Source organism: Candidatus Poriferisodalis sp. (assembly GCF_965214215.1).
Taxonomy (GTDB): domain Bacteria; phylum Actinomycetota; class Acidimicrobiia; order Acidimicrobiales; family Poriferisodalaceae; genus Poriferisodalis.
Genome location: NZ_CBDCBD010000003.1, coordinates 1,813,813 through 1,833,157, shown reverse-complemented (window position 1 = coordinate 1,833,157; position 19,345 = coordinate 1,813,813). Strand labels below are relative to the sequence as shown.

The 19,345-nt window shown below is 68.4% G+C and carries 14 protein-coding genes; 6 read left to right on the top strand and 8 right to left on the bottom strand.

The annotated features are described in order from the left end of the window. Positions 1–63 precede the first annotated feature (63 nt). The 3 genes from ACOOF5_RS10650 to ACOOF5_RS10640 form a co-directional block, all read right to left on the bottom strand. The gene (locus ACOOF5_RS10650) at positions 64–1,275 is read right to left on the bottom strand and encodes a potassium channel family protein (protein ID WP_420438932.1); all 1,212 of its coding nucleotides are present in this window, start codon (positions 1,273–1,275) and stop codon (positions 64–66) included. 198 nt (positions 1,276–1,473) lie between these two features. Beyond that, positions 1,474–2,820, bottom strand: coding sequence for a magnesium transporter (locus tag ACOOF5_RS10645; RefSeq protein WP_420438930.1), 1,347 nt, complete (start codon positions 2,818–2,820; stop codon positions 1,474–1,476). Between the two features lie 231 nt (positions 2,821–3,051). Next, positions 3,052–3,726 (bottom strand): TlpA family protein disulfide reductase, encoded by a 675-nt coding sequence (locus ACOOF5_RS10640; protein ID WP_420438928.1) that lies wholly within the window; start codon positions 3,724–3,726, stop codon positions 3,052–3,054. 101 nt (positions 3,727–3,827) lie between these two features. Between ACOOF5_RS10640 and ACOOF5_RS10635 the strand changes: the two genes are divergently transcribed. Then, entirely contained in the window at positions 3,828–4,880 is a 1,053-nt protein-coding gene (locus ACOOF5_RS10635) for a hypothetical protein (RefSeq protein ID WP_420438926.1), read from the top strand. A 66-nt stretch (positions 4,881–4,946) separates the two neighbouring features. On the opposite strand, the gene ACOOF5_RS10630 is transcribed toward ACOOF5_RS10635, so the two are convergent. Continuing rightward, a complete protein-coding gene (locus tag ACOOF5_RS10630) occupies positions 4,947–6,308 on the bottom strand; it encodes an ABC transporter substrate-binding protein (protein ID WP_420438924.1) in 1,362 nt (453 codons plus the stop codon). 56 nt (positions 6,309–6,364) lie between these two features. Further along, on the bottom strand, positions 6,365–9,949 hold the full coding sequence (locus ACOOF5_RS10625; RefSeq protein WP_420438922.1) for an error-prone DNA polymerase: 3,585 nt from the start codon (positions 9,947–9,949) through the stop codon (positions 6,365–6,367). A gap of 129 nt (positions 9,950–10,078) precedes the next feature. Between ACOOF5_RS10625 and ACOOF5_RS10620 the strand changes: the two genes are divergently transcribed. The 5 genes from ACOOF5_RS10620 (at position 10,079) to ACOOF5_RS10600 (ending at position 16,221) form a co-directional block, all read left to right on the top strand. Next, the gene (locus ACOOF5_RS10620; RefSeq protein ID WP_420438921.1) at positions 10,079–11,563 is read left to right on the top strand and encodes an amidase; all 1,485 of its coding nucleotides are present in this window, start codon (positions 10,079–10,081) and stop codon (positions 11,561–11,563) included. Between the two features lie 28 nt (positions 11,564–11,591). Next, the gene (locus ACOOF5_RS10615; RefSeq protein ID WP_420438919.1) at positions 11,592–13,103 is read left to right on the top strand and encodes an amidase; all 1,512 of its coding nucleotides are present in this window, start codon (positions 11,592–11,594) and stop codon (positions 13,101–13,103) included. Beyond that, entirely contained in the window at positions 13,100–13,609 is a 510-nt protein-coding gene (locus tag ACOOF5_RS10610) for a hypothetical protein (protein ID WP_420438917.1), read from the top strand. The genes ACOOF5_RS10615 and ACOOF5_RS10610 overlap by 4 nt, the downstream gene beginning before the upstream one ends. A gap of 76 nt (positions 13,610–13,685) precedes the next feature. Further along, on the top strand, positions 13,686–14,531 hold the full coding sequence (locus ACOOF5_RS10605; protein ID WP_420440953.1) for a fumarylacetoacetate hydrolase family protein: 846 nt from the start codon (positions 13,686–13,688) through the stop codon (positions 14,529–14,531). A 280-nt stretch (positions 14,532–14,811) separates the two neighbouring features. Next, complete coding sequence (locus tag ACOOF5_RS10600) at positions 14,812–16,221, top strand: D-alanyl-D-alanine carboxypeptidase family protein (RefSeq protein WP_420438915.1); 1,410 nt, start codon at positions 14,812–14,814, stop codon at positions 16,219–16,221. 24 nt (positions 16,222–16,245) lie between these two features. Here the strand turns inward: ACOOF5_RS10600 and ACOOF5_RS10595 are convergent, their stop codons facing one another. The 3 genes from ACOOF5_RS10595 to ACOOF5_RS10585 form a co-directional block, all read right to left on the bottom strand. After that, the gene (locus ACOOF5_RS10595) at positions 16,246–18,120 is read right to left on the bottom strand and encodes a DNA polymerase Y family protein (protein ID WP_420438914.1); all 1,875 of its coding nucleotides are present in this window, start codon (positions 18,118–18,120) and stop codon (positions 16,246–16,248) included. After that, entirely contained in the window at positions 18,110–18,892 is a 783-nt protein-coding gene (locus ACOOF5_RS10590; protein ID WP_420438912.1) for a hypothetical protein, read from the bottom strand. The genes ACOOF5_RS10595 and ACOOF5_RS10590 overlap by 11 nt, the downstream gene beginning before the upstream one ends. 132 nt (positions 18,893–19,024) lie before the next feature. Continuing rightward, a complete protein-coding gene (locus tag ACOOF5_RS10585; RefSeq protein ID WP_420438910.1) occupies positions 19,025–19,315 on the bottom strand; it encodes a hypothetical protein in 291 nt (96 codons plus the stop codon). Positions 19,316–19,345: the final 30 nt, after the last annotated feature.

The following is a 19,345-nucleotide window of genomic DNA, read 5'->3' as shown; positions in this document are numbered from 1 at the left end:
AAGCTATCGGCACAAGCGCTGTTGTGACCGTCCGTGCGACGCCACCGGCGAGGATCACGGCGGTCATCTGGTCGGCGTCAGCTCGACGTGTCCGGTTTCCTCGTCGATGTCTATGGAGTAGCCACAGATCGCAGCGAAGCGGTCGCGCCCCTCCTCGGGACCCGATGCGAGCAGCTCGTCTCCGACCCACAGCCGCACCGTTCGCGGCGGGTTGTAGATGTAGCTGGCGGCGCGGCGGATGGCCAGCACGTGATAGCCGGGATCCACCGCCAGACCCAGTGACCCGAGCGTCGAGTCGTCGGCCTCAGAGCCGGGCGCAACCGGCACCTGAACCACCACGTCATCGGTGTCGCCGAGTGCGAGCGCCAGCACCGGGTGTATGTCCTCGTCTTCGAGGACGAGGGAGGTGATGTTGCGAGCCTGATCGCCGATGTCTTCTGCGGCTTCGGCCACGTGCAGCAGGCCGCGCAGGCCCGCGGGATCGGCGTCTGGGGCATCGGCGGCCATATCCGCCGCTGCGCGCAGCACCCACGTCTGCATGGAGACCTTCATGCCGTCAAGCCGCTCTTGCATGGAGCGCACCTCGCGGGCCAGCGACAGGTCATGCAGCACGAGGGAGGAATACGCCAGTCCGATGGCCGCTTCGGACAGGTTCTTCATCTCGACCAGCGTGTCGACGGCCCGGTCCAGGTCGCTGAGGGCATGCTCCTCATCGGGCTCGGGAGGACTCCAGCGCTCCATGGCGGCCAATTCCCGCAGCCGCACGATGCCCGCTGGGTCGCCGCGCATGAACAGCACGTCGCCGGGCTCCACGATGCTGTCGCCGCCGACGTCGGTCAACCAGTGACGTCCTCGCTGAATGGCGACTACGCGCATGCCGACGGCTACCGGCAGCTCCATGTCACGCAGCGGCCGGTTCGCCAAATGGCTGCCGGCGGCTACGACCAACCGGTGCGATACCTCGGCCGCTTGCGCCAGATCCACGATGAGCGCACGAGGAATGCCCAGGTGATGCAGCACGGTCTTGGAGATGTCCACTGCCGCGTTGGCAATCTGCTCAATCGAGGACACAACCTGCAGCACCGAGCTCATGCCGTCCACCTCGCGCGGGTGCCGCACGGCCAGCATCGCCAGCGACCGCATCTCGTGCACCAGGGCCGACATGTCTTCTTCGAGACCCAGCACCGCGTCGGCCATGCCCTCGTCGTCGAAGTAGAGCGCGGCATAAGCCAGATCGACCATGAGCTCGGACGCGTCCTTGGCCTCCGCGAGCATGGATTTCAGATTTCGAGGTTTGTCTTCAGGGTCTGATCGCATTTCAGATCGTCAACGGGCGACGCGACGAGCTCCGTTCAGCTTGGGGACACGATTGCGCCGCCGCCCACAGCGTAGGCACAGCGGCACGGGGAGGAAGAGAGAATTCACGACAGCTGCCACATGCGCCTGTCATGACAGGCTGTTGCACTGCGCCTGTCATGACAGGCCGACCCAGCTGACGGCCAGCACGAGCGCCGCAGCACCGGCGAGGTCGACCGTGCTGTTGACGAGCGGGATGCCATAGGTGTCTGGGTCGACGCCGATACGAGTCGCGACAACCGTGCCGTAGTAGGCGATGACCCCGGCCAGCGCCGTCGCGATCATGCCGCCGATGAGCGAGATGGCCACGAGCCGAGCCACGCCCGGCGTCGACATCGAGAACACGGTCGCTGCTGCGCTGGCGAGCACGCCGTTCAGCACAAACACCGGCACGGTCAGGGTGAAGGCAAACAGAATGTCGAGCCGAGCGCCGCGTTGAGGCAGCGCCCGGGGCTCGATGACACCGAGATGCAGCTTGGTCGACAGCCGGCTCGACAAGATGCCCCCGATGGCACCCGCGGCTGCCAGACACGCGGGCACCAAGATGAGCACCGCCCGCTTGTCGATGAAGTCATCGAGGCGGTGTTCGATGACCACGCCGGCCACGATGAGCACGAGGCCGCCGACGCACAGTACCGGTATGGATTCGCGCAGGATCTGCCAGAGCTGTTCGAGTCCGCAACGCCACGCCCAAGCCATCGCAGCAGCGGCCCCGATGACGCTGACGATCGCGATAAGCGGCGTGAGGGCCGTGATCCCGACGAGGTAACTGGCCAGGAACAGCGCCGGAAGCGTCACGACGTCGCCCACCGCGGAGATGAGGGGCGCGCTGACATTGTCCAGGTCCCAGCCCCGCCGGGCGGAACTTGCTGCGAGCCCGAGCGTGACGACGAGCACGACTATGGAAGCGAGCTGCGCGCCGACGACGGAGACCACGATGAGATCGGTGACACCGATGATGTCCGACAGCCCGAACACCGGCGCCAGCACCTTGGCCATCACGCCGAGCGCGACCGCCGTCACGAGTGTCAGCACGGCTGCGCCGATCACGTTCTGGCCGACGACCGTGTCGCGCCGAGCGGTCGCGCGGAACGTCCCTGCGTGAATGGTTGTGGCGAGACGGCTGCCGAGCGCGCCGAAGATGTCGCCCCGCATGCCGATCGCAGCAGGAACCAGCACGAGCAGGCCCGGCAGGCGCTCGAGAGTCCCGGTGACCGCGGCCAGCAGCACACCTGCCGCTGTGGCGGTCAAGCTGCTGACCGCGAGCGCCGTGAGGCTCTGGCGGGCGCCGGTGATGTCGGGGCCGAGCAAGCCGCGCAAGAAGCCGAACGGGTGCAGCCTGGCCACCGGACGGAGCAATGCACGGCCAGCAGGCCGCCCGCGGGCGGCCCCTGCGAGGGCGCGCCAGGTCTGCGTGCCGATACGCCTCAGGGCGCGGCGCGGCGCAGCTTCGCCCTCAGCCATAGGCAAAGAGTGGCAGCCTTGGTCGTGGTCGCGCGCGTTGGTGCGCCCGCTGTGGAGGCGGCAGGACCCTCTGCTCCAACGATCCGGCAGGCGAGAATTGCGCACCTCGCCGCATTTCTCGCCGACATCATCGGCACATCACGGTTGGCAAGATGGGGAACCGGTCGCAACGTCGCAGAGTCTCCTGCCGCCTCCACAGCTATGGCATCTGTGCCTCGCAGCTCAAACCCTCTAGGAGGGGGGTTCGAGCAGAGAGCTGAAGAACGCCGCTATTTCGTCCGCGCCGACATTGCCGGCGAACCGCAAGACCACCTCGTTGTTTGCATCGACGGCAACGAGATAGGGCACCGACTGCAGCCCGAACGCATCGACGACTGACAGCGCCGGCGTATCGGCAACGACGGGGTGCTGCCAGCCTGCGTCGCGCAGCCACTTCTCCGGAGGATGGTTGCCGCGGGTGGGATCTTCGAGCACCGAAACGGCGTAGAAGTCGACGCCGGCGGGCAGCTCATTGGACTCCAACCACTCGGTGAGATCGTCCACCTCGGCTTGGCAGTGCGGGCACCAGTGGGCATAGAAGGCCACGACCATCGGCCGCCCTCGGCTCTCGATGCGCACAGGCTCGCCGGTGATCAGGTCGGGACCGACCACCACCGGCGGCGTTCGCCCGACGGCGGGGTCGTCTTCCAGCTGCTCGAACTGCGGCAGCGCCGTGCCGAACACCTCCGTCTGGCCCGGCGGCGACGAAGTGTCCGATTCGGGGCGTGCGACGTCGGTCGCCGACGCAACATTTGCCGGCGAGACGATGGAAGCCTCTGGTGACGCGGACCCATCATCGCCGCAGGCTGCAGTCAACAGCACCGCACCGAAGAGCACCGCACACAGACCGATCTGGACTCGCCGCACGACACTCAAGGCTAGGCAGGGCTCGAATGCGGTCGGTCAACCCGCATCAGCCGGACCAATATGCCCGGGGCTCACCGGGCGGGCGGTGGCAGACTTGGCCCGTGGAGACCCGCCAGCTCGAATCGACACCCGGCTTCGTCATCTATGACCTGCCCGGCGCCCAGCACTATGTCGGGGAGACCCGACTCGGCAGCCGCCTCATCCCCGGCAATGCGACGATGCTGGTGCGGCATCTCACCTATGTGTTCGCCACCGTGGAGCACCAGCGCAGCGGTGCCAGCATCGGCTTGAAGTCTGACCCGTCCGAGGCTGCCACCGCTGTTGAGGCACTGGCATCGGAGCTCGCCGACGACTTCGCGAGCGGCAAGCTCTCCACCAGCCCGGGGCTGCGACTTGATGCCGACACGCTGGCACCCGTGCTCGCCCACGACCAGCGCAATCTCATCGGCAACGACGACCGCGACGGCATCTCGTTCAACAGCGAGCTTCTCGGCGTCGGCGCTGCGGCAGCGGCGTCCAGCCTTGTCGGCGGTCTCGACGGCAAGCGCATCGCGATCGAGGGATTCGGCGCCGCAGGTCTCGGCATTGCACGCGAGGCCGCGGCCGCGGGCGCCACGGTCGCCCGGGTCGCCACCGCGAAGGGCTGCGCCGACGATCAGAACGGCGGCGGCGGGCTCGACCCGATGACGCTCGCCGAAGCCTGGCTGGCCGACGGCGATTCTTGCGTGGCCACCCTGACGGGCGACGGCGAACCAGCCAAGCCGTGGACAGTCTGGCGGGATGACGTGGACGTGCTGTTCTGCGGCTCCAAGCCGGGTGCCATGTCGGGCGACGGCGCATCGATGGCGGGCGCCACACCGGTGGTCGCATTCTCGGCCGCGGCGGTGTCGTCGAAAGCGCTGGCAGTCCTGCGCGCTGCAGGCACCCCGGTGGCCGCCGACTTCGTTGCCGCCATGGGACCGGCACTGGGATGGTGGGCCGATCCCGCGCTCACCCACGACGATCTGCGCTCGGCAACCGCCGACACCGTCAACGCAGTCATGTCCGAGACCGCAGGCCATGACGACGGCGCGTTCATGGCCGCCTGCTACCGCGCTGAGGCCTTCCTGCGCACCTGGCAGGACGAATTGCCGTTCGGCCGCCCACTGGGCTGAGCACGACTCGCGTCTGCCGCATCGAAATCGACGAATGACATTCGGCAATCAGCTGCGAAGCGTCGCCTAGCCGGCCGGTGTGTGCCAGGCGTCGAGTGCCGCCCCGAGGCGTCGTGCGCCGTCGACGGGATCCATGCCTCCGGTCAGCACGCCAACGCTGACTGCCCGCAGCTCGTCCTCGAGCCTGGGCTCGCCACGGGAGAGCATGTGGGACGAGATGCGGATGGTCGATTCGCAGTCGTCGCGCCATGACGAAAACTCCTGCGCGAGCAGATCTGCCGAAGCCACCGGCGAGTCCTGCAGACTGAAGAATCCCGGCAGCGCGTTCACCAGTACTCGGGCGAACTCACTCGACGCCACCCACGCCAAGAACGTCCGTGCGGCCTCCGGGGCGCCCGATGCCGCATTCAGTCCCAAGCCGATGTCGGTGTGGTCGCTGAGGTAACAGGTGTCCTGGCCGGCGCGAGGAGGCGGGGGGAACGCACCGAGCTCGAAATCGGACTCGGCATTGAAGCCCGCTATCTCCCACGAACCCGCCGGATACACCGCTGCGCCGCCCAGAGTGAACAGCTGCTGAGCATCGGCGTACGTCAATGCGGATGCACCGTCGGCCAGATACTCCGACCACCGCTGCAGCGTCGCCAAGGTGTCGACGTAGGCCCGATCGGTCAGCTTGGCGGTACCGCCAATGAGCGCTCGCCGGCCTTCTTCGCCCTTCCAGTAGTTGGGGCCGATGTTCTCAAAGCCCATGGTCGCCGCTTCCCACCGATCGGCGGTGCCCATCGACAGGGGAACGTAACTTCCGTCGTCGGAGATGGCCCCCAGCAACTCGAAGAACTCCTCCTCAGTGCGGGGTTCGACAAGCCCGAGTTCGTCGAACACTGTCTTGTTGTAGATGAAGCCGTGGATCACCGACGCCACCGGAACGCAGAACGGTGTGCTCCCGTCATCGGTGGACCATGCGATCTTGGCGACCGGGTTGAAGTTCTCCATACCCGGCAAGTCGATCAGCGATGCCAAATCGCCGCGTTCGAACAGTGCCAACGAGGCATCGAACGGGCGACAGGCAATCACGTCGCCTGCGGTGCCTGCGGCGAGCCGAGCGTCGAGCGCTGCGTCGTACCCGATGGGGGCGGTCGGTGTGAACGCCACATCGATGTGAGGGAACTGCGCCTCGAATGCCGGGATTATCTGCTCATCCCAGATTGCAGCGTCATCTGATCGCCAACTCTCGATGGTGATCGTCACCGCGTCCGCTGCGGCGGACTGTTCGACGGCTTCGTCTGTGATCTCGGCTTCGCCGGCCGCTGTCGCGCTCGTCGACCCGTCATCGGTCTCGTTGGCGGTGCCGCCATCGCCGCCGTACGCTGCGACCACAATGCCAAGTGCCATCACAATGGCAAAGCGCCTCACTGGGTATGGCTTCATGTCGGGGTCTCTGTTTATCCCCTGTCGGGCTCATTGGCGTGGACTGAACACCGCTCTCAGCGGAAGTCGCGGCTCGCTACCGACGCGGCCACATCGAGCGCTTCGATTCTCTCGGCGATCACGTTCGCCACCCCTTCATGGCGCTCCAGTCGCCCTGACACCACCAGCGCGGGCACGTCCCGAACCACCGAGCGGTACCGGATCCAGCAGCCTTTCGACACCACTACGTTCACCAGGCCCGTCTCGTCCTCAAGGTTCAGAAAGGTTGTGCCTCCAGCCGTCATGGGGCGCTGGCGGTGCGTGACCAGACCGGCGACGCGGATCTTTCCCGGTGGACACCTCAGCAGCTCCCCTGCCGTGCGGACCCCTGCCGCTTGCAGTCCCTCACGCAAGAATCGGGTGGGGTGCCCGTCGGGGGACACACCGGTCGACCACAGATCTGCTGCGGCAGTCTCGGTGCCCGACATCGACGCAAGCGCTGGCGGCGATGCCCCGGTCACGACTCCAGGCAACCGATCTGCACGTGCTTGGTGCACGGCCCCTGCCGCCCACAGTGCCTCGCGCCGCGAGAGCCCGAAGCAGTCGAATGCTCCGGCGGTGGCCAGCGCCTCCAGCGCTGCCAGCCCTACACCGGTCCGGCGGCACAGGTCCTCCATATCGCAGTACGGACCGCCGACCGCAATCTGCTCCGCGAGCTCGTCGCCGATCCCTCGCACTGACGACAGCCCCAGCCGGACTGCCACTCCCCCGCCCGAGGTGCCACAGGGCTCCAGCGTGGCTGTCTCGCAGGAGCGGTTGATGCATGGCGTGTGCACCACGACGCCGTGACGGCGGGCGTCCTGGCACAGCGAATGCGGCGAGTAGAACCCCATCGGCTGTGCGTTCAGCAGCGCTGCGCAGAATGCCGCCGGGTAATGCAGCTTGATCCACGACGAGGCGTACACCAGGTGGGCGAACGACACCGAGTGGCTTTCGGGGAAGCCGTAGTCGGCGAAGGCGACCATCTTTTCCCAGACCCGTTCGGCCACGTCACCGACCAGCCCCCGCTCTGCCATGCCGCTGAACAGGCGCTCGCGCAGGCGGCCCATCCGCTCGCGCGACCGTTTGGCCCCCATGGCCTGGCGCAGCTTGTCGGCTTCGGCCGCGCTGAACCCCGCAGCGTCGATGGCCATCTGCATGAGCTGCTCCTGGAACAGCGGGATGCCCAGCGTCTTGGCCAGTGAGTTCTCGAGCAGAGGATGCAGGTAGGTGACCGGCTCTTCGCCGTTGCGCCGCCGGATGTAGGGGTGCACCGAGCCGCCCTGGATGGGACCAGGGCGGATGAGCGCCACCTCCACCACCAGGTCGTAGAAGCAGCGAGGGCACAGCCGCGGCAAGGTGGCCATCTGGGCGCGTGACTCCACCTGGAACACGCCGATGCTGTCGGCGCGGCAGAGCATGTCGTAGACCTCGTCTTCCTGCGGCAGCCTGCCGAGGTCCACTTCGACGCCGTGCGCGTCAGCGATCAGGTCGACGGCGTAATGCAGGGCCGACAGCATTCCCAGCCCCAGCAGGTCGAACTTCACCAGCCCGATCGCTGCACAGTCGTCCTTGTCCCACTGCAGCACCGAGCGATCGGCCATGGTCGCCCATTCGGTGGGACAGACCTGCGTGACCGGCCGGTCGCAGATGACCATGCCGCCCGAGTGGATGCCGAGGTGGCGGGGCGCCCCTTCGAGCTCGGCGGCCAGCTCTGCCACGTCGGCGGGAATGCTGGGCTGGCCGGAACTGGGCTGGCTGGGCCTGGGCTGGCCGGAACTGGGCTGGGCAGCAAGACGGCTGACGGTCGGTTCGGGGCCAGCGTCGCGCCAGTCACGTGCACGCGGGCGGCCTGCGGAGCGGCGGCGACCTGCGGACCCGTTCGGGGCACTGTGCGAGGTGCCATTCGCAGTGCTGCCCGAGACGGGCAGCGGGCTGTAACGGTCCAGCGATTTCGACCAGGCGTCGGCCTGGCCGGGTTCCCAGCCCAGTGCTCGTGCCATGTCACGCACCGACGAGCGCGCACGGTAGGTGATGACGTTCGCCACCTGCGCGGTGTGGGCACGGCCGTAGCGCTCGTACACGTACTGGATGGCTTCTTCGCGACGGTCGCTCTCGATGTCGACGTCGATGTCGGGCGGACCGTTGCGCTCGGGCGACAGGAAACGCTCGAACAGCAGCCCGAGCGCGACCGAGTCGACATTGGTGATGCCGAGCGCGTAGCAGACCGCTGAATTCGAGGCAGAGCCGCGGCCCTGGCAGTAGATGTCGCGGCTTCGGCAAAACCGCACGATGTCGGACACAACCAAGAAGTAGCCGGCGAAGCCGAGCCGGTCGATGAGGTCGAGCTCGTGGCGGAGCTGCGCCCACGCGCCCGGCACCCGCTCGGCCTCCGGGGGGCCGTAGCGCTCCAGTGCTCCCCTGGCGGTGAGATGACGCAGGTACGACATCTCGTTGTGGTCGTCTGGACAGGGGTATGGCGGCAGGTTCGGCGCGATCAGCGACAGGCTGAACGCGCTGTCGCGACCGAGCTGTGCAGCAGCGGCCACCACGCCCGGCCAGCGGGCGAACCGGCGCTCTTGCTCGGCGCCGGAGCGCACATGGGCCGTGGCCGCCGGCGGCAGCCAGCCGTCGAGCTCGTCGAGGCTGCGCCGGGCGCGAACGGCAGCCACGGCAGCGGCGAGCCGCCGGCCGCTGGGAGTGGCGTAGTGGACGCCGTTGGTGCAGATCGGCTCGACGCCGGCCCTGATGGCCAACGCAGCCAGGGCATCGTTGCGGTCGCTGTCGAGCGGGTCGCCGTGATCCCACAGCTCGACGAAAACGTTGTGGCGGCCAGCTGCGTCGACGAGCCGGTCGAGCTGGGCGGCCGCAGCGCGCGGCCCTCCGGCGGACCCCTCAACCATGAGCGCGGCGGGGACGGCGCCCTTGCGGTGCCCGGTGAGGATCGCCCACTCGTCGCGGTGCGCTGCGGCGGCTGCGAGGAATTCGCCGGTGCTCAGGCGCGGGGCGTGCTTGCGGCCCGCCATCTGCGCTGCGGAGATCAGCTCGCCCAGCGAGGCGTACCCCGCCGGCGAGCGGGCCAGCACCACCACGTGGGATCCCACGGGGTCGGCGCACCCGGTGCGCTCGGGGCGTGCCCGCGACGCCCGCCTTCGGTTGCCCGCACCCCGACGGGGATCGCCGCCGGTGCTGCTGGCGCCGCCGGTGCCGGCACTGGCAGCGCCATACGCGTCAAGCGTCAACTCAGCGCCGAACACTGTCGGCAGGCCGGCTTCGGCGGCAGCCTCGGCGAAGCGCACCACGCCGTAGAACCCGTTGTGATCGGTCAGCGCCAGCGCGTCAAGCCCCAGCCGCACTGCTTCGTCCACCAGCTCAGCCGGGCTCGACGCCCCGTCCAGGAAGCTGAAGTTGGAGTGGGCGTGCAGCTCCGCATACGGCACCGTGGGGCCCGCCGGCCGCTGCGGATGCGGAGGTCGCTCCGACCGCGCGCCGACGGCTGCACTGTCCAATCCGCTCGCTGATCCGTTCAGCCCTGTCTGCTTGCCATAGCCAGGTGAAGGCGGCCGGTCGGACAGCCGTCGCTCCAGCTCTCGCCAGGGAATGCCTGGATTCGTGAAACCCATGGCGCAACACTAACGAACCTCTGTTCTGAGTACAAGAGTTCCTAGAACAGAGGTTCTGGGGTCGTACCCGACCAGGTGCGCGACAGCGCGTCCCGTGACCCCGCCCGGGAACCGCACTACGTTGCGCCCATGGCCCAAACATCACTCCTAGGCACATCTGGCGACGCACCAGCCAGCGACCTGCCCGACGGCGTGGCCACCGCTGAGCTGTTCGCCTCGGGCGCCGCCTCGGCAGTCGAGCTCCTCGACGAGGCCATTGCCCGGGCCGACCGGCTCAACCCCGAGATCAACGCCATCATCGGGCGGCTCGACGACAGTGCCCGCCAAGCGGCCAAACGGCACGACGCCGCACGGGACGCAGGCTCCGTCGGCGGCCCGCTGGCAGGGGTCCCGTTCCTCACCAAGGACCTGACCTGCACCACCGAAGGCCAGCCCTACCACGCCGGCAACGCAGCGCTCAAAGACGCGGGCTATGCCGCATCGAGCACGGCACACCTGGCCACCATGTTCGCCGCACTGGGATTGGTGAATTTCGGGCGCACCAACACACCCGAGTTCGGCCTGACCATCACGACCGAGCCGACGGCCTACGGCCCTACAGCAAACCCATGGAACACCGACCATTCGACTGGCGGTTCCAGCGGCGGGTCTGCCGCGGCGGTGGCCGCAGGCATCGTGCCCATCGCGCACGCCAACGACGGGGGCGGCTCGATCCGTGTGCCTGCCGCCAATTGCGGGCTCTTCGGGCTGAAGCCCAACCGCGGGCGAGTCTCGCTGGGACCCGACTCGGGCGACGGATGGGCCGGCTTCAGCGTTGACGGTGTCGTCAGCAGAAGCGTTCGCGACAGCGCCCGGGTGCTCGACGGCATCAGCCAGCCGTGGCCCGGTGACCCGTACTGGGCACCGCCGCCGTCGGACACCTTCGAATCCGCTGCGGGCCGCGAGCCCCAAGCACTGCGCGTCGGGCTGTGCGCTCACTCCGAGTGGGGTCCGACCGATGCTGCGTGCCGTCGCGCCGTTGAAGCCGCTGGGCAACTGGCCGAGAGCCTGAGTCACGAGGTCGAATACTCACACCCCGCCGAGATGTTTCACGAAGAGTTCTTCGATCACTTCCGCACAATCGTGTCTGTGCAGAACGTCGTCATGCTGGCCGGATTCGAAGAAGCCCTGGGCCGGGCCATGAGCCGCCCCGATGTCGAAGGCGACACGTGGGCGCTCATGGAATTGGGGCGCGATGTCAGCGCAACGCAGTACTTGGCCGCGCTGGAGTGGTGCCATGGGTGGACGCGACGGCTCGCCGCATGGTGGGCCTCCCACGATGTCCTGGTCTCGCCGATCATGGCCGAGCCGCCGCCTCGCCTCGGCGAGTTGCGCAACCCCGAGACCGGCCGAGGCCGGCTGAACGACCTGCTGCAATTCACGCCGCAGTTCAACGTGTCCGGGCAGCCGGCGATGTCGGTGCCGCTGAGCCGGACCGAGTCAGGACTTCCCGTGGGCGTGCAGTTCGTGGGTCCCCACGCCAGCGAGGAGATGCTGCTGTCGCTCGCCGGTCAGCTGGAGCGGGCGGCGCCATGGGCGGGGCGCACACCACCTCTGTGGGCCGGGACGGCCTGAGCAGACGCGCTCGCCGTATGCCCGCCCGATGACCGCCGACCGCCGCAACGAGGACGCGACGGCGCTGGCGGCAGCCTTTGCAGCCGGCGAGACGAATCCGTCGGAGGCGATGCAGGCCGCGCTCGAGCGAATGGAGCGGCTGAACCCAGCGCTGAACGCAGTCATCCATCCTCGACCCGAGCGGGCCCTGGCTGAGGCCGCCGAGGCGACCCAGCGCTGGCTGGGTCGCCAGGCGAGTCCGGGCGATTACGGCGAGGTGCTGCTCGACGGCGTGCCCATCGCGGTCAAAGACCTCGGCTGCGAGCAAGCGGGCGAGTTCCACCACGCGGGAGCGCGCTTTCTCGTCGACCTCGAATGGCGCGGCACGCTCGACAGCCACCTGTACCGGTTGCTGCGCAGCGCGGGAATGGTCTCGGTCGGGCGCACGAACACCCCTGAGTTCGGCACCACCATCACCACCGAGCCGGCTGTCTACGGCCCGACCGCAAACCCATGGGACCCGACCCGCTCACCCGGCGGTTCGAGCGGCGGTTCGGCAGCGGCCGTCGCGGCAGGCATCGTGCCGCTCGCGCATGGCAACGACGGCGGCGGCTCGATACGTGTGCCGGCTGCGGCATGCGGCCTTGTCGGGCTGAAGCCCACAAGAGGTCGAGTGTCGACCGCACCACGACTCGGTGAGCACCGTGGCGGCTTCGCTGTCGACGGGATGCTCACGCGCACGGTGCGCGATGCGGCGAGGTGCCTCGATGTCATCAGGCGTCCAGCCCCCGGGGATCCCTACATCGCTCCCCCGCTGCGGCCCGACACGTCGTTCGCCGACTCGCTGACGGTCTCGTTGCCGCCGCTGCGCATCGCCGTGTCGACGGGCGGTCCCGGTCGAGCGAGCGCACCGGCTCGGCAGGCCGTCGAGCGCACTGCGGGCCTGCTGGCGGAATTGGGGCACCACATCGAGCCCGATACGGCACCCGATGGCTGGTACAGCTCCGAACTCGCCGATCACACGATCGTCGTGCGCACCGTGTCCATGGCGTCCGAGCTGGCCGGCTGGGCAGAGCGGCTGGGGCGTCCGATGACGACCGACGACGTCGAGCCCGCCAATTGGTGGTCGGCCGAACTGGGCAACTCGCTTCCGGCCTCCGCCTATGTGCAGTCACTCGAAGCGCTCGCACGCTGGCGAAGGCGCGTCATGCCGTTCTGGAGCACTGGGCCGATTGCCCGAGGGAGCCCGCGCAGCCAAGACACCTACGACGTGCTGCTCACGCCCGTGCTCGCCGACGTCACACCACCGCTCGGCTACCTGTCCGACCCCGCCGACGGCGCCAGGCGCATCGCTGAGTTGACCGTGTTCGTCAACCAGGCCAACGTGAGCGGGCAGCCAGCCGTCTCACTGCCGACGGCACTCGACCCCGATGGCCTGCCGCTGGGCGTGCAGTTGCACGCCGCTCACGGCGGCGAGCAGCTCTTGTTGGCCGTCGCCCAGCACATCGCCGATGCCGACGGGCTGATTCCCCTCGGCGACCTGGGTCAGCACTCGCGATGACTCCTCCCGAGCGGGCGCTCGCCCGAGCAGTCGAGCTCCTCGGCGAAGAAGGCGTCAGCGTGCGCAGGGCCGTGGTCGTCACCGATTCGGAGACCGCACGGGCTCACCGGCGCATCATGATCGTTCGCGTCGCCGCCTTCGCCCTCGGGGCTGGCTTGGCGATTGCGTGGGGTATCGGCTGGCTGTTGATCGTGGCGGCAGTCGTCGCGCACCAGCTCCTGTTCAACGTTCATCGATTGCTGGCGGCCACCGAGAGCGGTCTCGTGCTGGCCGACATCAGCTTCCGTCGTGCGGTCATCGTCGCCCGCTGGCTCTCCGGTACCGATGCCACCTTGGTGCTGCGCACGGACAGCCCACGGGTGGAGGTGACCGTCGAGCCTCCGCTGGACGAGCGCGGCGTCGGCGTGCCGTGGTCCGGCCACGTGAGCGGAACAGACCTCGACGGCTTCGAGGCCACCGTCCGGGCTGCAGGCGGCGAGCCGTTGCGTCGCACCGCGACCGACTGACACCCCAAGGGCGACGCAACGAACACGTCCTTTACCAGCACGTCTTGGGTAACAAGTACGGTGACGCGCCGTGAGAATGCTGCGTTACACCGTCGCCGGCGACAACGCGACCCACATCGGCGTGGCGACCGACGATGGAGTTGCACGGCTCGACGGCCGGGAAGCCGACGGTGAGCCAATCACCACTGTCGGACAGGCGGTTGCCGCTGCGCTGGCCGATCCGGCGCCGCTTGCCCGGATTCCAACCGAACGTGGGTGGGACGACATCACGTTCGCCGTCCCCGCAGACGTGGGCGCTCGCATGCTGTGCGCCGGTGCGAACTATCACAAGAAGTACCCGCTGGGCGGCAACGTGAAAGCGCCGGCGCAACCGGTCTACTTCAACAAGCCTCCGGGCACGCTCGTGGCTCACAACGAGAGTCTCGTCCGGCCCACGGCGTCGGTTCAGTTCGACTACGAGGTTGAGCTGGCAGTGATCATCGGTCGTGCAGGCCGTCATATTGACGCTTCCGAAGCGCTCAGCTTCGTGGGCGGCTACACGATCCTCAACGACGGATCGGTTCGGGACTGGCAGCGCCACAGCGTGGCCGCGGGTAAGAACTTCTTCCGCTCCGGATCGATGGGCCCGTGGATCACCACTGCCGATGAGATCGCGGACCCCGCCGCGCTGGAGGTGGCCTGCAGGGTGAACGGCGAAGAACGACAGCGTGCGAACGTCAGCGAGATGATCTTCTCGGTCGCCGAGATCATCTCGTACCTGTCGAAGGTGATGCCCCTCGAGCCCGGCGATGTCATCGCCACCGGCTCGCCCGAAGGCACCGGCGGATCGCACGAGCCGCCGCGCTGGCTGGCTGCAGGCGACCGGCTCGAGTTCGAGATCAGCGGCATCGGGGTCCTTCAGAACTCAGTGATCGACGAGTAGTCCGCTCAGCCCGGCTTGGGGTGGGCACTTCGATCGAAACGCTGCGGCGCCGCGACACAGAGAGCCGCGTCATCCGTGAGAACCGGTTGAGAATCTTCGAGGGCGACACCCGCAGGCATCGGCTCATCGGTACCTTGGGCCGAAGGTCGCGGTCGTCGCTTGCGACGGCCGCCGAGGGCCGCAGGCAGACGACGGCGCCGGCGCTGAGCCGGTTCCAGCAAGGACACGCCCGGTGCGAGGTTCACAGCGGCAATCGCGCTCGGGGGTACCACGCCGAAGCGTGGCACGGCGCGCAGCCGCAGCAGTCACGTTCGCCCTCGTGGCCGCCGCTGTTCCCATCACCACCGGGGGTGCGCAGACGCAGGCGTCCGACGCAGAGATGGCACGGGTGTGTGCGCGCGTCGCGGGCACACGCGCCTCGCAGTCAGGTTCGACCGACGCCGAGCTCCGGCAGCGTCGGCAGCAATTGGAGCAGGAGCAGACGTCGCTGCAAGCCGAGCTCGCAGAGGATGAGCGCATTCGCGAGGAAGCCCAGGCGGCCCTGTTCACCAAGGTGGGCGAGGTCGACCTCGCCACCGCCGACGTCAATGAAGTGCTGGAGGCCTTCGATCAGCTCAAGCTGTTAGTCAACCAACAGCGAGCCGACCTCGACCAAGCAGAGCTCGAGCTGGCCGCGGCCGAGGCATCCGTCGAAGCCGGACTCCAGCGGGTGATGGCACTCGACGGCCAGCGCACCGAGCTGGGCGAGCGGGTCGTGGATCTCATCGTGCAGAGCTACATCGGCCACGACGCCGCCGTGGAGGGCTCCTACGGATTGGTGCGCACCGGCGACATCTACGACGCCACCCGCATCCGGGTGCTCATCAGCGCCGCGCTGGGCGACCTCAACGCGACAGGCGATCAGCTGCGAGCCCTGAGCGTGGACGCCGAAGCCGCTGTGCGGGAATTCGAGCGAGCCGAAGAGCTGCGCGACATCCGCCGCGAGGAATCCGCGCGAGCGCTCGAAGACCTCCTCGACGCCGTGGAACAAGAGGCCATCCTGCTCGAAGAACTCGAGGACCGGCTCGACACGCTGCTCTTCGAGCAGGTCGCGCTGGAGGAATGGGACGCCGAAGCCGCCGCGGAGGTCGCCGAAACGACCAACGAGATAGCCGGCGCCCTCAACCAGCAGCAGCGCATCACGACCGAGCTGAAGCGCCGCAGCGACGAAGAACGATGCCGCGCGTGGCAGGCCGAGCAGGAGGCCAAGCGGCGGCGCGAGGGCACTGCGGGGCAGCCGACGGGCAACGATTTCGACCGCAGCGAGCTCACTTGGGTGGGCGGTATCCAAGTCCACGAGTCGATCGCAGACAACGTGCGAAAGCTGCTCGATCATGCCGCTCGCGACGGCATTCGCCTGGCCGGCGGCGGCTACCGCAGTGCTGCGTCACAGATCGCGCTGCGGCGGGCCCACTGCGGCACCAGTCAGTGGGCGATCTACCAGAAACCCTCCTACCAGTGCCGACCCCCCACGGCGCGCCCGGGGCGTTCGATGCACGAGCGCGGTCTCGCGATCGACTTCCGGTACAACGGCCGCTCCATCAGCAGCCGCAACACGGCGGGATTCAGGTGGCTCGCGGCCAACGCCGCTACCTACGGCCTGTACAACCTGCCCAGCGAACCGTGGCACTGGTCCACCAACGGCAACTGACCGGCGTGCGCTGCTGTGAGCGGCTCAGTCGTAGGTGGCTTCGCGCTGCCAGCGGCCGCCCTCAACGGCGCAGAGATGGGCGGTGCCGTCGTCGAGCACTAGTTGGAACCGGGCCTGACGGCGTCGTGCTCGCAGGTCCCACCAGCGCTCGTCCAGCGGCCACGGCCCTGCCCACGCCGTGATGGCGCTGGTGCGCCCGTCCGCTCGCCGCAGCACCGCGGGAGGAGCGCTGAGGTGCGCCCTGCCGCTCACACCCACCGGCTCGCCGTCCTCATCAAGCACCACGAGCGCTTCGGGTTCTGCCAGCACCTCGGCAGGGGCCGGTGCGCCCAGCCGTCCTGGCCACGGGGGTACCGGGCCAGATGAGTTTGATGCGCCAGATGGGCCGGCTTCGGCTGGGCCGACTGGGTTCAATGCACCGGCCCCAAGAGGGCCGACTGGGTTCAATGCACCGGCCCCAAGAGGGCCGACTGGGTTCAATGCACCGGCCCCAAGAGGGCCGGTGGTGCCGAACGGGAGGCGCTGTTCCAGATCGGCGAAGCGACGGCCGGAGCCCAAGCGACCAACGGTGACCCCGTCGAAGCCGACCAGCGTCTGCACCCGGCCCATGGCTCGCTCGGCCCGCTCGTCGGCCTCGGACTGACCGCCCCAGAAGCCAAGCTGACGTCCTTCATCGGGAGCTGTCTCGGCTACTGCCAGCCGGATGAGCGAGACACGGCCGCTGGGCCGGTTGCGGTTGTCGCTGCGCCAGCCGTCGAGCTGCCAGCGCACACGGTCGACCACATCGGGCGGGCTGAAACGAAACCCGTGACGCCACCGCCTGCTGGACGTCTCCCCGTGCTCGGTCTCGGCGCTGATCTCCACGCACACCAGCGCCTGCCCTGCCCCGATCAACTGGGCATCGAGCTGATCTGCCAGGGCCTTGGCCATGAACGCCACCGTGTCGAGCCGATCCGCAGGTGGATCGATCTCGGTCTCGACGCTGAGCTCAGGTCCCGCAGCAACTGGCTGACTCAGCCGGAAATCACGCCCGCTGGCCAGGCGGTGCGCCCATTCGCCCTGCGTGCCGAACCTGCCGATGAGATCCGCAACGGGCAAAGCCGCCACGTCGCCCAAGGTGCGCAACCCCAGCCGCCCGAGCACATCAGTGAACTCGGCGGCTGTGCTGGATGCGCCGACCCCACGAGGGCCGGCTGTGCTGGATGCGCCGACCCCACGAGGGCCGGCTGTGCTGGATGCGCCGACCCCACGAGGGCCGGCTGTGTCAAGGTTGTCTCCTAGCGGTGAGAACGCTTCGGCCAGGGTCCGCTGCGGCAGCCGACTGAGGAAAGCTGCACTCGCACCGGGCGGCACCACCAGCACCTGTGTCGATGGGTCTCGGGCCGATGCCAGCCGGGCGGCCAGACCAGCGGCGAACAGACCATCGGCGATGCCGACACGGACGGCGGCCCTGGCAGGTGCGTCAGCCTGCACTTCAGCCAGCACCCCAGCGACGGTCTGCTGCATCAGCTCGGCCAAGGCCTCGTCGCCGCCGTAGTAACGCGACGGTCCTCGGGTGGCGACGACGCAACATCCAGGTGCCAACACCTCGACTCTGGGCGTCAGGTCCTCCAGTGCCATGACCACGGGGGCGAAGCGTCGAGCGTCAAGATCAGGGTCACGCTCGACGAGCTCCAAGGCGGGGCATTCGGACTGGGCTTGGCGACGGCGCATTCCCGTGCGTATCCCCGCCGCACTGGCCGCTGGCGTGAGCGCGGCGATCCGTCCCGCGGACACCACTGCTGCAGGTGTGGCCGAGTCGAGTCCCGCTGCGATCGCGGACCAGTGCTCGATCTCCACCACCAGCATCCGCGGCGGAATGTCGGCCGGGCCGCCCTGGTTGTCTCGGCTATCCCGCACGGCGTTGGAGGGGGACGACCACATCGGTGCCGGTATCTGGGGTGCCAGTCTGAGAGGAATCAGCCAAAGCAGGCCATGAAACGGTGCCGATGGCACCACGGACCGCGGTAATGCGGCCGTCAGTGTCGGGCAGCCACAGGACGGCTCGTCGTGGCAACGACGCCGCGCCGCGGCCTACGGCAACTACCTCGGCCCGTCGTTCGCGCAGCCGTCCATGACCGTGACCCAGGCCGGTCCAAGCGGCACGCTCCACCGTCAGGGTCACATCTGGGCTGAATGCGCCGACCCCACGAGTGCCGGCTGGATTCGATGCACCGACCCCACGAGTGCCGGCTGGGCTGACCTCGATCACCACGGTCCCCCGCTCTCGCAGGCGGGTGCGCAGGCGCCGGCTGTGTGCGGCTGCCAGCCGCACCCCGGCCGCCAGCAGGATCACATCGACATTGCCGATCAAGGTGTTCAGCACCTCGGCTGCGGCGTCGCCGGGCTCGTCCACGAACACCCACCGGTCCAGCGACGCCCCTCGCTCAGCCACTGCTGAGACACCCATGCGCCCCAGGCCCACCGCCGTCACCCATCCGCCTGTGCGCGAGACCTCTGCTGCGAAGGCCGTCGCCAGGGTCAGTGCCCCCAGCCCCTGAGCGGCCAGCACCGAGCCACGGACAAGCCCCGGCTGGGCGAGCAGCGAGACAAGCTCGTCAGAGACGGGCAGCAGCCGCGCGGGATGCCCGATGTCCGCCGCACGCTGGATGTCTTGAAGCTGCGCTGCCATCGCGACAGACTAGACGAACAATCGTCGTCACGAACGAACGTATATCAAGTGACGATGCAGGTACGCGTGGCGGCCGTGCTTGTCGCCACCGCCAGCGAGCTAGCGGCCGTGCTTGTCGCCACCGCCAGCGAGCTAGCGGTAGTGAGCAAACAGCTCTTCGATGATCTCGGCGATGCCGTCAGAGGTGTGGCCCCGAGAAAGGTCGATGGTGGCCACGTTGCCGTACACATGGATGTGGTCGACGCCGCCCCGCTGGAACAGGCGGTACGCCAGCAGGTCGGCAGGGTCCTCGGCGCTGGCCGCATCTTCGGCACTGTTGTAGTAGCGGTGGCCCGCCCCGGTCAGCGGACGGTTCGTCTCGAATTGAACGGTGCCCGCACGGACGGACGACGGTCGTTCTGCGACACGGACGGGCTGACCCATGGCTGATGAGCGTAGCGAGATATGTCGCTA

Coding starts and splice junctions, on each gene's coding strand:
- ACOOF5_RS10630 (WP_420438924.1), bottom strand. CDS start 6,308: ATGAAGCCATACCCAGTGAGGCGCTTTGCCATTGTGATGGCACTTGGC.
- ACOOF5_RS10620 (WP_420438921.1), top strand. CDS start 10,079: ATGGCCCAAACATCACTCCTAGGCACATCTGGCGACGCACCAGCCAGC.
- ACOOF5_RS10590 (WP_420438912.1), bottom strand. CDS start 18,892: ATGGCAGCGCAGCTTCAAGACATCCAGCGTGCGGCGGACATCGGGCAT.
- ACOOF5_RS10645 (WP_420438930.1), bottom strand. CDS start 2,820: ATGGCTGAGGGCGAAGCTGCGCCGCGCCGCGCCCTGAGGCGTATCGGC.
- ACOOF5_RS10585 (WP_420438910.1), bottom strand. CDS start 19,315: ATGGGTCAGCCCGTCCGTGTCGCAGAACGACCGTCGTCCGTCCGTGCG.
- ACOOF5_RS10610 (WP_420438917.1), top strand. CDS start 13,100: ATGACTCCTCCCGAGCGGGCGCTCGCCCGAGCAGTCGAGCTCCTCGGC.
- ACOOF5_RS10605 (WP_420440953.1), top strand. CDS start 13,686: ATGCTGCGTTACACCGTCGCCGGCGACAACGCGACCCACATCGGCGTG.
- ACOOF5_RS10625 (WP_420438922.1), bottom strand. CDS start 9,949: ATGGGTTTCACGAATCCAGGCATTCCCTGGCGAGAGCTGGAGCGACGG.
- ACOOF5_RS10615 (WP_420438919.1), top strand. CDS start 11,592: ATGACCGCCGACCGCCGCAACGAGGACGCGACGGCGCTGGCGGCAGCC.
- ACOOF5_RS10650 (WP_420438932.1), bottom strand. CDS start 1,275: ATGCTCGCGGAGGCCAAGGACGCGTCCGAGCTCATGGTCGATCTGGCT.